This window comes from Pseudomonas sp. LjRoot277 (genome assembly GCF_964253845.1).
Classification (GTDB): Bacteria; Pseudomonadota; Gammaproteobacteria; order Pseudomonadales; family Pseudomonadaceae; genus Aquipseudomonas.
Window position 1 is genome coordinate 3979682 of record NZ_CAXURI020000001.1, and the last position, 12087, is coordinate 3991768.

Annotated in this window: 11 protein-coding genes; 6 read left to right on the forward strand and 5 right to left on the reverse strand. The window is 57.0% G+C overall.

Annotated features, from left to right (window positions below):
• The first annotated feature begins 4 nt into the window (after positions 1-4).
• Positions 5-3493 (forward strand): hypothetical protein, encoded by a 3489-nt coding sequence (locus tag ACSQ87_RS18680; protein ID WP_436274051.1) that lies wholly within the window; start codon positions 5-7, stop codon positions 3491-3493.
• Here ACSQ87_RS18680 and ACSQ87_RS18685 read toward each other — a convergent pair.
• A complete protein-coding gene (locus ACSQ87_RS18685; protein ID WP_095132157.1) occupies positions 3490-3690 on the reverse strand; it encodes a YbdD/YjiX family protein in 201 nt (66 codons plus the stop codon). The genes ACSQ87_RS18680 and ACSQ87_RS18685 overlap by 4 nt on opposite strands.
• Before the next feature lie 185 nt (positions 3691-3875).
• Between ACSQ87_RS18685 and ACSQ87_RS18690 the strand changes: the two genes are divergently transcribed.
• Entirely contained in the window at positions 3876-4361 is a 486-nt protein-coding gene (locus ACSQ87_RS18690; protein ID WP_150657443.1) for an adenosine-specific kinase, read from the forward strand.
• A gap of 54 nt (positions 4362-4415) precedes the next feature.
• On the opposite strand, the gene ACSQ87_RS18695 is transcribed toward ACSQ87_RS18690, so the two are convergent.
• Together ACSQ87_RS18695 and ACSQ87_RS18700 are read right to left on the reverse strand one after the other, a co-directional pair.
• The gene (locus tag ACSQ87_RS18695) at positions 4416-5768 is read right to left on the reverse strand and encodes a dicarboxylate/amino acid:cation symporter (RefSeq protein WP_436274052.1); all 1353 of its coding nucleotides are present in this window, start codon (positions 5766-5768) and stop codon (positions 4416-4418) included.
• Positions 5769-5855: 87 nt separating this feature from the next.
• Positions 5856-6911, reverse strand: coding sequence for a tartrate dehydrogenase (locus ACSQ87_RS18700; RefSeq protein WP_223432245.1), 1056 nt, complete (start codon positions 6909-6911; stop codon positions 5856-5858).
• Positions 6912-7049: 138 nt separating this feature from the next.
• Here ACSQ87_RS18700 and ACSQ87_RS18705 point away from each other — a divergent pair, with 138 nt between their 5' ends.
• The 3 genes from ACSQ87_RS18705 (at position 7050) to ACSQ87_RS18715 (ending at position 8930) form a co-directional block, all read left to right on the forward strand.
• Positions 7050-7985 (forward strand): LysR family transcriptional regulator, encoded by a 936-nt coding sequence (locus tag ACSQ87_RS18705; protein WP_436274053.1) that lies wholly within the window; start codon positions 7050-7052, stop codon positions 7983-7985.
• 148 nt (positions 7986-8133) lie between these two features.
• Positions 8134-8268, forward strand: a complete 135-nt coding sequence (locus ACSQ87_RS18710) for a hypothetical protein (protein ID WP_436274054.1) — start codon at positions 8134-8136, stop codon at positions 8266-8268.
• Positions 8269-8552: 284 nt separating this feature from the next.
• The gene (locus ACSQ87_RS18715) at positions 8553-8930 is read left to right on the forward strand and encodes a cytochrome c (RefSeq protein ID WP_223432247.1); all 378 of its coding nucleotides are present in this window, start codon (positions 8553-8555) and stop codon (positions 8928-8930) included.
• A gap of 305 nt (positions 8931-9235) precedes the next feature.
• Here ACSQ87_RS18715 and ACSQ87_RS18720 read toward each other — a convergent pair whose 3' ends face one another.
• Together ACSQ87_RS18720 and ACSQ87_RS18725 are read right to left on the reverse strand one after the other, a co-directional pair.
• On the reverse strand, positions 9236-10336 hold the full coding sequence (locus ACSQ87_RS18720; protein WP_436274055.1) for a polyamine ABC transporter substrate-binding protein: 1101 nt from the start codon (positions 10334-10336) through the stop codon (positions 9236-9238).
• Between the two features lie 125 nt (positions 10337-10461).
• Positions 10462-11277 carry a carbon-nitrogen hydrolase family protein gene (locus ACSQ87_RS18725; RefSeq protein WP_436274056.1) on the reverse strand — a complete coding sequence of 272 codons (816 nt, stop codon included), beginning with the start codon at positions 11275-11277 and terminating at the stop codon, positions 10462-10464.
• A 379-nt stretch (positions 11278-11656) separates the two neighbouring features.
• On the opposite strand from ACSQ87_RS18725, the gene ACSQ87_RS18730 reads away from it, so the two are divergent.
• Positions 11657-11947, forward strand: coding sequence for a hypothetical protein (locus ACSQ87_RS18730; protein ID WP_223432250.1), 291 nt, complete (start codon positions 11657-11659; stop codon positions 11945-11947).
• Positions 11948-12087 lie beyond the last annotated feature (140 nt).

Genomic DNA, 12087 nt, shown 5'->3' on the forward strand with positions numbered 1-12087 from the left:
GGCCATGGACAACAAGGGATCTGGCACTAACCTGGCCTTCTGGTTGCCAGGCAGTGCGGTCATCCTGAGTCTGGTGGTATCGATGTTCGCGCTCAACCGCGAACCGTTCCTTGAACCGCGGCCGATCGGTGCACAGTTCCAGGCACAACTGCCCATCGAAGCCCGGCTATGGCAAGACCCTTTCGATGCGGTCGAGCGTTATCGCAAGAAGCTCACGGACAGCAAGAACCCGGATGCCGAGCATGTTTGCAGCCCGGACATTTCTCCCCTGTCTGGCAACAAACCGGCTCCCGACATCATGGTGGCGCTGGTCGAAGGCGGCCCTTACGCCGACGAAGTCGAACGGCGTCGGCGCATTCGTTATGCACTGCTCGCAGGGTTCAAGAACTCCCACCGGGTGCCGGATCAGGAACAGTACATCCATTGCTTGAGACTCGCCGCCAACCTGTCGCTGGAGTCCCCGCAGAAAACCGGTTTCGTCGACGCGCCCTATGAAGTGTTCGTTTCCAACCCCTTCGACCCGCCGACAGCACTTGAAGGCGCACCACCGCCGCCTGACCGAACGATCGTGTTCTGGTTCAAACAGGACGCGCTCGGCTCGACTCCGCTGCAATCGCTCGAAACGTTACGCGAGACCCTGAAAAACAAAATTGCTTTGGCGTGCGCTCCAAAACCGTGTTCAGAGCCACCTGACACGGCGGTCCTGAAAGTCATCGGCCCTTCTACCTCAACCGTCCTGCGCGACATGTTCCAGGACCAGGACATCGGCCAGGCCACGCCAAAGGTCGAAATCTACTCACCGCTGGCCACGGCCGATAACGAGACGCTGGATCGCGGGTACCAGAAGCTGTCGCCGCCGCTGGCGATCAGGCAACCCATGAAGTTGCTGCGCACCGTCAGCGACGACGGCACCATGACGCAACTGATGCTGGAAGAGCTGAAGCTGCGCCGCGTGGACCCGGCCGCCGGGGTGCGTTGCAGCGAAGGCAAACTGCAACGGATCGGCTCACCGTGTACCCGCGACCTTCGCCGCAGCGGTCATCGCATCGCCTTGATTTCCGAGTGGGACAGTTTCTACAGCCGCGCGCTGATCGAAAGCTTCAAGACACAGGTGGCCAAGGATGCCCGCCTGGGCAGCGACGAAAAAAACCATAGGGATGTGGTCGATCAGTGGATTTTGCGCTTCAGCTATCTACGCGGCCTGGACGGACGCCTCCCGGAAGAGTCGGCGAGCAACGACAAAAGCGCCGGTACCGATCCTGGTAAAAACAAAGACCCCACCCAGCTTGATCTCAGTCCGCTGGAGAAATCCGACGGCAACTCCCAGCTCGACTACCTGCGGCGCCTCGCCGACCATATCGCCAACGAGGATGCGACCTATCGACGCAACGGCGAAAGCGGCATCGGCGCGATTGGCGTACTGGGCGTCGATGCCTACGACAAGCTCCTGGTGCTGCAAGCGCTGAAGAGCCGGATGCCGTACAAACTGTACTTTTCCACCGACCTTGATGCCCGCATGTTGCAACGGGGCCAGGCGCAAACCACCCGCAACCTGATACTCGCCGCCCCCTACGGACTCACGCTGACCCGCGCCCTGCAACAGGACGTGCCACCGTTTCGCGACAGCCTGCAAAGTGCGGTGTTCATCTCGGTGCTGGCGGCGCTGGCACCGCAATCCTTCGACGCCAAGCGCGCGAAGTTCGACTACTCCAAATCGGAGCTGCTCTCGCCGGGCATCTATGAAGTGGGGATCAGCGGCTTCATTCCCCTGGCGAGCCGGCTGACCGCGTCTCGCCCGGCGAGCTGCGAAGCACCGACACAATCGCAGTCGGAACGAGGCGTACGTCCGCACGACCTGATGGCGCTGCGCTGCCTCCAGGACCCCTCGCCACCGCCCTACCCTGAACCCTCCAAATCCATCCGCGACCGTTTCAAGCAAGCCCAATCCTTCTTCTGGGCCGGGCCACTGACGATCACCCTGCTGATACTCGCCGGGTTCATCGTCTGGTGGCGCATCGAGGGCCCGAAAGATGACCATGACGCACGGCTGGCCTGGGTGCGCGGCGTGCCGATGACGCTGTTTATGGTGGCAGCGGCCTGCGCATTCATCGCTACACGGTTCTGGCATGCAGAGTTTCTCTGGTTCACGTTCGTGCTGATATTGCTCGGTATCATCTCGTCGAACCTGACCCGACGCTCCGCCAGGCAACTGGCGATGGCCAAGGACTCGACTGCCAGCATGGACACTGGTTTATACGACTCCCGGGCGTGGTACATCGTGGTCCCTCTCGTCATGTTCATCCTCGCGCTGATGCTCGCGTACCAGATGCGCAGCACGTTGACGGACAACGGACTGGGTGAGCCGATGTTCCTGTTTGAAGGCATCAGTGCCTGGCCCACTGTGGCACTGCGGCTGCTGGCCGTGCTGATCTCCCTCTCGGCGCTGGCATGGGGCTGGCGCAACCTGCGCATCAACCGGACCGAGATCGAAGCCGCGTTCCATTTGCGCCTGCACATGCGCAAATACGAGATGACCTTGTGGGGCCAGGTTCGACGCTTGATTCGCCGGGGCAAAGGCTGGGCATTGCGTCGTTGGTGCAACGAGCTGGGGCAATGCCTGCTGAAGATTTTCTTCCCGCTACTGACCGCCAGCGAAGAATGGTCAACGTCCTGCGCACCGGCACAGGCCGCTTGCACGGACGGGCGCAAGATGATCTTCATTGCACGCTTCTGGGGTGAGCACTGCGTCTGCGGCTCCTTCGGCGCCCGAATGCTGCGGGCCATGCTCGCCACGTGGGTTTACGTCGTGGTCACCAGCGTGTTGTTTGTGATCTGGCCCATGGAGGGCATGCCCGTTCGCGGCGCATCGATGTGGTGGATGATGAGTTGGCTGATCCCCTCCCTGACGTTCCAGGTGCTGGTGTTCTGGGTGGTGGATGCCAACTTGCTGCTGACGCGATTCATCCGCCATCTCAGCGAACATCATGCGATCTGGCCTGGCTCCTTGCAGATGGAGCACAAGAAAACCTTTGGCATGCTCCGGCACCCATGTATCGACGAGTGGGTGGATTTGCAGCTGATCGCCAAGCGCACCTCGGCCGTTAACCGTCTGATCTATGCGCCGACCGTGGTCTTGTTGATCCTGTTGGCGTCGCGCAGCAGTCTGTTCGATAACTGGCCGACACCGCCCGGCCTGATCATTTCCTACTTGCTGACGGCGTTGGTACTGCTGGTTTCCGCGCTATCACTGCGACGCGCAGCGGAAAAGGCCCGCACCGTTGCCTTGCAACGGCTCGACGCCTATCTGCTGCAAACACCCGAAACAACGCCTTGCTACACCAAGTTCAAGATGATCCGCGAGCGGGCCGCGACGTTCAATACCGGGTCGTTCTCACGCTACGCTGAAGACCCGTTGATCAGGGCGCTGCTGCTGTCGCTGACCGGTATCGGCGGCTCGGCCATTGTCGATGCGCTGAACTATGCGAAGTTCTAGCAGCAACGGGTATTGCATTTTCCACTGCCGAAACGGGCCTCCTGACGCTCACGGAAAAACGCCGAATAGCTCATGACCGGCTCGCCGGGATGATTGAGCGCCATTTGCGCAACGTAGTTATCGTAATCGGGCACGCCAACCATTAAACGCGCGCTCTGGCTGAGGAACTTCGCGACATGCTGCAGTTTGCTGTACATGGCAATTCTCTCTATGTGTGTGGGCCTGGCCCCATGAAAGCGCACCGATGTATCTGCCCTGTGTCAGCACCGGGGCCTTTTGTATTTTCAAGTATCAACAGCGGCGGCGATCACAAAACCCATGGGTAGCTATGCTTGATGTGTTGCCAGCCCCTGGCAGCCACATCGTGAAAGGAGGCGTTTAGATGCAACTCATCACGTTGAAAATCGACAAGCCGGAAGCGACGAACTTCATTTTGGGTCAGACCCACTTCATCAAGTCCGTCGAGGACATCCACGAAGCGTTGGTCAATGCCGTGCCAGGTATCCGCTTTGGCGTGGCCTTTTGCGAAGCCTCCGGTAAATGCCTGGTGCGCTGGTCTGGCACCGATACCGCCATGATCGAACTGGCCCAGAAGAATGCGCAAGCCATCGCCGCAGGGCATAGCTTCATCATTTTCCTCGGCGATGGTTTCTATCCGCTGAACGTGTTGAACACCGTCAAAATGGTTCCAGAGGTGTGCCGTATTTTTTGTGCAACGGCCAATCCGACTGAAGTGATTCTCGCCGAGACGGACCAAGGGCGAGCGATTCTGGGCGTGGTGGATGGCTTCTGTGCCCGTGACATTGAAGGCGAGGAAGACATCCTGTGGCGCAAGAACCTGTTGCGGCAGATCGGCTACAAACTTTGAGTACCTTGCGTTATAACCGGGCGCTGAACATCACAGCGTTCAGCGCCTCACACCTTATGCCTGAGAGGCTTTTTGGCGGCCTTGCAGCACGCGAGCGTCCAGCGCTGAATGAGCAGAGATAACCTCTGCCTGAGTCGTCGCGGGCGTCTCCCCTTCGACCTCACCATTCAACGCCTTGTGCATTTTCACGGTGTCCAGCGCCCCGACCCATTTGGCAATGGCCATTGTCCCGACGCCATTGCCGATGGTGTTGGTGATCGCACGCGCTTCCGACATGAACCGGTCGACACCCAACAGCAGCACCATGCCTGCCACCGGAATGGTGCCAAGGGACGATAACGTCGCGGCCAGGATGATGAATCCCGAGCCGGTGACCCCGGCAGAGCCCTTGGAGGTGAACATCAGCACGGCCAGGACGATCAACTGATCCGTCAGGGTCAGCGGTGTGTTCGTGGCCTGCGCGATGAAGATGGCGGCGATGGTGTAGTAGATCGCCTGCCCGTCCGGGTTGAAGGTCAGGCCCGAGGGAATGATCATGCCGGCGACGGGTTTGGAAACACCGGCCTTTTCCATCTTGGAAATCATCTGCGGCAGCACCGATTCCGAAGAGCTGGTGCCGAGGACGGTGAACAGTTCTTCCTTGATGAATTTCAGAAACTTCCACAGGCTGAATCCGCTGTAGCGGCAGATCGGGCCCAGTACAAAAATCACGAACACAGCACAGGTCAGGTAGACACAGGCCATCAGCTTGCCGAGTGAGAACAGCGAGCCAAAGCCGTATTTGCCGATGGTGAAGGCAATCGCCCCGAAGGCGCCGATGGGTGCCAGACGCATGACCATGTTGACGATGCGAAACATGCCCTGCATCAGGCTGTCCAGCGTGTCGACGAAGACCTTGGCGCGAGGTCCGACATGCGCCAGGGCAATGCCCAACAGGATAGAGAACAGCAATATTTGCAGCACGTTGCCCTTGGCGAAGGCATCCACGATGGTGTCGGGAATGATGTTCATCACAAAGTCCATGAACGAGGCATGCTTCACGGCGCTGGTGTAGGTGGCCAGGCTGGATGTATCCAGCGTGGCGACATCAATGTTCATGCCGGCGCCGGGTTTGAACACATCGACCACCACCAGACCGACGACCAGTGCCAGGGTGGACACCACTTCGAAATAGATCAGCGCACGAAAGCCGACGCGCCCCAGCTCTTTCATGTTCTCCATGCGCGCAATGCCCGTGACCACCGTCAGGAAGATCACCGGGGCAAGGAGCATTTTGATCAGTTTGATGAACGCGTCGCCCAAGGGTTTGAGCGCTGTTCCGGTTTCGGGCACGAACACCCCGACGATGGCGCCGAGGATCACGGCGATGAGCACTTGTACGTAAAGTTTGCCGAATATTCTTTTCATGACAGGGCCCTGATTTTTTATTGTTGTCAGGAAATGCCAAGGGCTCTGATCGGTGATCAGCCCCTTGGCGTTGTGCCGCAGCTTGAATCAGCGTTTGATCAACTCGATGACCGCATCCGTGATCTGGCGGGTGGTGGCCGTGCCGCCCAGATCCGGGGTATGCAGACCGCTCTCGGTCACCGCCTCGATGGCCGACATCAGGTGCTTCGCCGCGGCCGCTTCGCCCAAGTGTTCGAGCATCATTGCCGCCGTCCAGAACGTCGCAATCGGGTTGGCGACGCCTTTGCCGGTGATGTCGAAGGCCGAGCCGTGGATCGGTTCGAACATCGAGGGGAATTTGCGCGAGGGGTTCAGGTTGGCGGTCGGCGCGATGCCCAGGCTCCCGGACAACGCGGCGGCCAGATCGGACAGGATGTCGGCGTGCAGATTGGTGGCGACGATCACGTCCAGCGTCGACGGTTTGAGCACCATGCGCGTGGTCACCGCGTCGACCAGTTCCTTGTCGATCTTCACATCCGGAAAGTCCTTGGCGACTTCATAGAAGATCTCGTCCCATAGCACCATGCCGTGACGCTGGGCGTTGGATTTGGTGACCATGGTCAGGTGTTTGCGTGGACGGCTTTGCGCCAGTTCGAAGGCGAAACGGTGAATACGCTCGACCCCGGCACGGGTAAACACCGACACTTCGGTGGCGACTTCTTCAGGCAGCCCACGGTGGACGCGACCGCCATTGCCGGAGTACTCGCCCTCGGAGTTTTCACGCACCACGACCCAGTCGATCTGATCACCATTGAGCAGCGGGCTTTTGACCCCTGGCAGTACACGAGCCGGGCGTACGTTGGCGTATTGGTCGAAGCCCTGGCAGATCGGCAGACGCAGGCCCCACAGCGAAATGTGATCCGGCACGTTGAGCGCACCGACAGCGCCGAAGAAAATGGCGTCGAAGGTTTTCAGCTCTTCCAGACCACCTTCCGGGATGTAGTAGCCGTTTTTAAGGTAGTTGTCCGAGTTCCAGTCGAAGTGTTTGAAATCCAGTTCGAAGCCGGATTTCTTCGATAAGGCTTGCAGCACCTCGACGCCTGCGGCGATCACTTCAACACCGATACCATCACCTGGAACCGCAGCAATTTTGTATGCGCTCATCAATTCACTCCACTCTCGTCACGTTCTTGTTGTGCCTGTCGAACGGGGGTGTTCAATCAGGGTGTGAGCGGAGTATATGTAGTGAACAAATGAGCGTGAGTTACTCCAAATCACTACATAGATGAATTTGAGTTACCAATGAGCCAAACCCTGGATTTGTCTTTTTTCTACCTGCTGGCCAACAAAGGCAGCCTGGCGGCGACGGCGCGAGAGTTGGGCGTCACACCGCCGGCGGTGAGCAAACGCCTGACTGCGCTGGAAGCACGACTGGGCATACGCCTGGTCAACCGCACCACGCGCTCGATGAGCCTGACCTCGGAAGGTGAACTGTATTTTTCCCATGCCGCGCGCATCCTGACGCAGATCGACGAGATCGAGCAGCTGATCAGCAGCAGTCGGGCGACGCCTAAAGGCCTGATTCGCGTCAACGCTTCGCTGGGATTCGGTCGCCGGTATATCGGCCCTGCCCTGGGCGCGTTCTTCGCACAATACCCGGAGGTGGAAATACAGCTGGAAATCAGCGACCACCCGCTCGACCTGACGACTCACGGGTTTGACCTGGGTATTCGTTTCGGCACGCTGCCGGACGCCGCCTTCCATGCCCGAAAGATCGCCTCCAATCGCCGTCTGTTATGCGCCTCGCCGCTGTACCTGGAACAACATGGCGTGCCCCAACGCCTGGCGGATTTACAGCAACACAACTGCATCTTCCTGCGGCAAAACGAAACGCCCTACGGCGTGTGGAGTTTCACCAATGGCGGGCGCACGCAAAACATCAAGGTGCGCGGCGCGTTAGGCTGCAACGACGGTGAAGTGGCCCTGAACTGGGCGCTGGAAGGTTACGGCATTCTGCTGCGGGCCGAATGGGACATCGCCCGTTACGTGCGCAGTGGCCGCTTGCGCCTGGTGCTGGAGGATCAGACCCCCACCCGCGCCGATGTCTACGCGGTTTACCCGCAACAGTTGCACCTGTCGGCACGGGTACGCAGCCTGATCGATTTCCTGGTCGAGCGCTTCAAGCACATCGATCACCTGGACGACATTCCTGTAATAACGAACTCCTCTGAGCTTTAAGCAGAGGAGAGAAACGCGCCTCTCTTGTGCCGCTGTCCAGTAAAGCCGGGCTTGAGCGGTGCCGGTTGTTTAAGCGAAATGAGGTAGGTGAATGGCTATGTGCTGCGTTTTCAAAGCTTCTCATCTACCGTTCTTTACAGGAGTACGCATGTTTACTGATATCAAGCCAGGCCCGAAGCCCAAGCGCGATGATGGCAAGGAGGACCGCAGACGGCATGTGAATCCACCCAACGATAAAAAACACCCTACTTTGCCTATCCACAAGCACAAGCCTGGAGACTAACTACAGGCTGACAGCCCTCCGTCATCGTTAGCATGTCGGAGGGCTTTTTATTAGCCCAGTACTTGTTCATTTTCCTACGGACAATTGTTTGATATCACCAACCACTTGCCTCTGCATGACCAGTTATGTACATCGGATTTGACCAGCAGGTCTTGTGACAATTACTGGCGCCACTAGAACCACAGCGACTGGTAAGGATTGGCAAGCCGATACGATGGCTGATATCTTTCCCGCGCACCAAATCGCGTCCAATCGACGCTGATCCATCAAGGAAGATAAAAACAATGAAAATATTATTCATCGCTTCGCTAGGAATTTTATCGCTAGTTCAAACATCACTATCCTTCGCGGATAATGTTAATGGAAAAAATCTCTATTTACAGCGATGCACCATGTGCCACGGAATAGATCTCAAAGCAACAGGACCATTGGCCAATAAAAGCAATCCTCCTACACCTGATCTAACAACATCCGCTTTCAAAAAACGATTAAATGATTATCCGGGCGTAATTGTATCATCGATAATACTTCGTCCAAATGGAGACTTGATTCCAAAAACTTTGCGAGAGAATGGTGTAAAGCTATCGCCGTACTCATGGAGGATTAAAGATCTGCGCGATTTAAATCAATACATGAGTGGTGTGATTTCAAAAAATCGATGATTTTTGAGTTGAGAGGTAGGCACAGAAATCTAAGAGCCATTTCAGATTTGAGGGCTTGTGGGGCAATGCCGGTGAGCCCGTCGACCTTGTTTTCAAGCACGCCGATGCCCTTGCATTCGAGGAAGCGGTTTGTGAGTGCTCGATCAGAAGCGTCTCGGGCAATTTTTTCTCCGGTCTCACAATCTAATAGGCCTAGTCCTGAACTGGAAGATACGAGTAACAAACATCGACGGTGGCGCTCGGCTGGTCTGAGTGACCTGCCTAGCACTGATCAATGACCCCTAATCATCCTTGCGCAGATACGATCAACTGCCAGTCCTGATATTGCTCCAGAGACGGGTACGTACGCGTTCCATCTTCAGCGATATCGGCTCCAGCGGGAACAGAGTATCCAAAACCTGCTTCGACGGATAAACGTCAGGATTATTGCGAATACTCTCCTCGACCAGCGCGGTGGCGTCCTTGTTGGCGTTCGGATAGGCCAAGTAGTTGGAGGACTTGGCGATAACTTCAGGGCGTAGCATGTAATTGATGAAGGTCATTCCTTCCACTGGATTCGGGGAATCATTAAGCAGCACAAGGTTTTCTACCCAAACCGGAGCACCTTCGCGAGGAATGCTATAGATGATCTTGCGTCCGTTACCAGCAAGTCTGGAGCTCTCTTGTGCCCCGAAAACTCCGCCAGCCCAGCCGAGCACAACACAGACGTCGCCATTGGCCAGGTCAGCGCTGAATTTAGATGAGTCGAAGTAACGGATGTACGGGCGCAGCTTCAGCAACAGCGCCTCAGCTTTGCGGAAGTCCTCGGGATTCTGACTGTTATAGGGCAGCCCAAGGTAATGCAGCACTATCGGAAAAATCTCGCCCGGTGCGTCCAGCATGGCCACGCCGCATTGGCTTAACCTGGCGAGGTTCTCCTCCTTTAAAATCAGGTCCCATGAGTTGACCGGAGCATCCGGGCCAAGGATCGACTTGACCTTGTCCGCATCATAACCAATCCCGGTGGTAGCCCACATATACGGAATGGCGTATCGATTACCTGGATCGTTAGCTTGTAGCTTGGCAAGGATATCCGGGTTGAGATGGTGATAATTGGACAATTGCGCCCGATCTATTTCCTTGAGGGCACCGGCCTTTATCAGGTTCGGCAACAGCCCATCGGTAGCGATCACCACGTCATAGCCACTACGACCGGCCATGACTTTACTTTGCATGACATCGGCGTTATCGAACGAGTCATACGTCGCTTTGATGCCGGTTTCTTCGTGAAAATTTTTCGTCGCATCCGGTGCGATGAAGTCGTACCAGCTGTAGATATTCATCTGGGGCTCAGCGGCCTCGGTGCAGAGGATGCTTGTACTCAACAGTGAGGCAAGGACTAGCTGTAAACCGACTTTCGGGTTCATCTGGAGACTCCGGAGCGGTAGCGCTGTTTAAAAAAACGCTACGCCTGCTGATTGTTAGATTTATATGGCAGGGCCGACATCGGCAAGATCAACGACGTATTACTGGGGAAAAGAATTCGAGCGATTCAAGGAATCAGCAGCTCGCGACGACCGTCCGTATGTTCAAGTTGTACGCCTGTCAGATGCAGGCGGCGGTCGTTGAGGTAGTCGTAATCCTTACGGGACTCCTTGAGCTGCTCAAGGTCAAGCGTGACCACCTGCTGACACTCCTCGCGGCCGGCCTCAAACATTATTTGCCCGAATGGATTGACCACTGCGCTGCCCCCCGCGAACACCAGGCCGTCATCCCCTTCTCCCACCCGATTCACCATGACAGCAAACGCCTGGTTTTCCTGGGCGCGAGCCATGATTGCCGTGCGATGGACCGGGCCGTAAGGATCCATGTTGCCGTTAGTGACCAGTATCAGCTCGGCGCCGAGCTGCCCAAGGGCGCGGGCGCTTTCCGGGAGTTCGATGTCGTAGCAAATCAGGATGCCTACACGCACGCCCTTCCACAGTGCCGTGACATAGCGGTCACCCGGCTGGAAAAGCCCACGCTCCGATGGCCACAGGTGGGTCTTGCGATAGCGCAACGCGATACCGTCGGGCGTCACCAGCACCGAGGTGTTGTAAAAGATACCGCCATCATTCTCCGCAATGCCGACGACGACTGAGACATTACGCTTGCGCACCAGCTGCTCGACGGCCTGCAAGGTGGGGCCATCCAAGGGTTCGGCAACACTCGCCAATTGCTCGGCATCGACAAATCCCGTCAGGTGGGTTTCCGGGAAGATCAACAGATCCGTGTCAGCCGCGCAGGTAGCGATGGCCTCCAAGGTACGCCCGAGGTTGTGAACGACATCGCCGTCACGGCCAGCCAGTTGCACCAATTCAATCTTCATCTCTGTTCCTTGCACAGTTAAGTAAGGGCCCAACCCGCCAGGGTTGGCCAGAGTATGGAGCGCGCAAGAGCGACCCGTAATTACCCCCCAGGGTTAACCGCGAATGAGTAGTGACGTGAAAGCGACATTGCAGGATGGGGTCGGAGCTAAGTGAGCGCCGGCAGATCCAGACGGGGATCGCCCCAGTTTCTGATTGGTTCATTCGCCCTGCTGGACTCTACGTCCACATTAGGAATGGCTGCTGCCGGTGGTCGTTGCATTTCGCTTGTCACCGGCGTTTGACTAAGCTGAACAAATCAGTACGGACTGAAACCCAAGTGATGCGGCCATCAACGAATCTGGGTGGGTATCAAGACGGTAAATCACAAAGGAGACGACTATGTATGCGGTCATAAGAACCTACTCAGGTCCTGGTGCAAAGCAGCTTTTCGATGTTTTAGAAAAGCAAAAGGACGACGTCGAAGCTGCCCTCCGAAAAGTGGCTGGCCTGGCAAGCTACACACTGCTACCTCTCGGTGATGGCGGTATGTCGGTGACTGTTTGCACGGACAAGGCCGGCACCGATGAGAGCATGAAAGTCGCTCGCGACTGGATTCAGAAAAACGCTTCGCACATCCATGCGAACCCGCCAGTCGTCACGGAAGGTCCGGTCATTGTGCAGATCAATTAGCGCGCCCCTTGCGTTCGCGTGAACATTTTTACCTGCTTGTGCAGCAGAAATCGGGAAGGAGTCTAATATTGAAATGCCATAGGTCGGTCCATCCCCTATCTGCGTAATGATGCGTGGGACTGTTGGCATGCAGGCGGCTT

Excerpts from the sequence above, each read along its gene's own strand:
- ACSQ87_RS18695 (WP_436274052.1), bottom strand. The coding sequence starts at position 5,768 with ATGAAAAGAATATTCGGCAAACTTTACGTACAAGTGCTCATCGCCGTG.
- ACSQ87_RS18715 (WP_223432247.1), top strand. The coding sequence starts at position 8,553 with ATGAAAATATTATTCATCGCTTCGCTAGGAATTTTATCGCTAGTTCAA.
- ACSQ87_RS18730 (WP_223432250.1), top strand. The coding sequence starts at position 11,657 with ATGTATGCGGTCATAAGAACCTACTCAGGTCCTGGTGCAAAGCAGCTT.
- ACSQ87_RS18705 (WP_436274053.1), top strand. The coding sequence starts at position 7,050 with ATGAGCCAAACCCTGGATTTGTCTTTTTTCTACCTGCTGGCCAACAAA.
- ACSQ87_RS18710 (WP_436274054.1), top strand. The coding sequence starts at position 8,134 with ATGTTTACTGATATCAAGCCAGGCCCGAAGCCCAAGCGCGATGATGGC.
- ACSQ87_RS18700 (WP_223432245.1), bottom strand. The coding sequence starts at position 6,911 with ATGAGCGCATACAAAATTGCTGCGGTTCCAGGTGATGGTATCGGTGTT.
- ACSQ87_RS18720 (WP_436274055.1), bottom strand. The coding sequence starts at position 10,336 with ATGAACCCGAAAGTCGGTTTACAGCTAGTCCTTGCCTCACTGTTGAGT.
- ACSQ87_RS18725 (WP_436274056.1), bottom strand. The coding sequence starts at position 11,277 with ATGAAGATTGAATTGGTGCAACTGGCTGGCCGTGACGGCGATGTCGTT.
- ACSQ87_RS18690 (WP_150657443.1), top strand. The coding sequence starts at position 3,876 with ATGCAACTCATCACGTTGAAAATCGACAAGCCGGAAGCGACGAACTTC.
- ACSQ87_RS18680 (WP_436274051.1), top strand. The coding sequence starts at position 5 with ATGGACAACAAGGGATCTGGCACTAACCTGGCCTTCTGGTTGCCAGGC.
- ACSQ87_RS18685 (WP_095132157.1), bottom strand. The coding sequence starts at position 3,690 with ATGTACAGCAAACTGCAGCATGTCGCGAAGTTCCTCAGCCAGAGCGCG.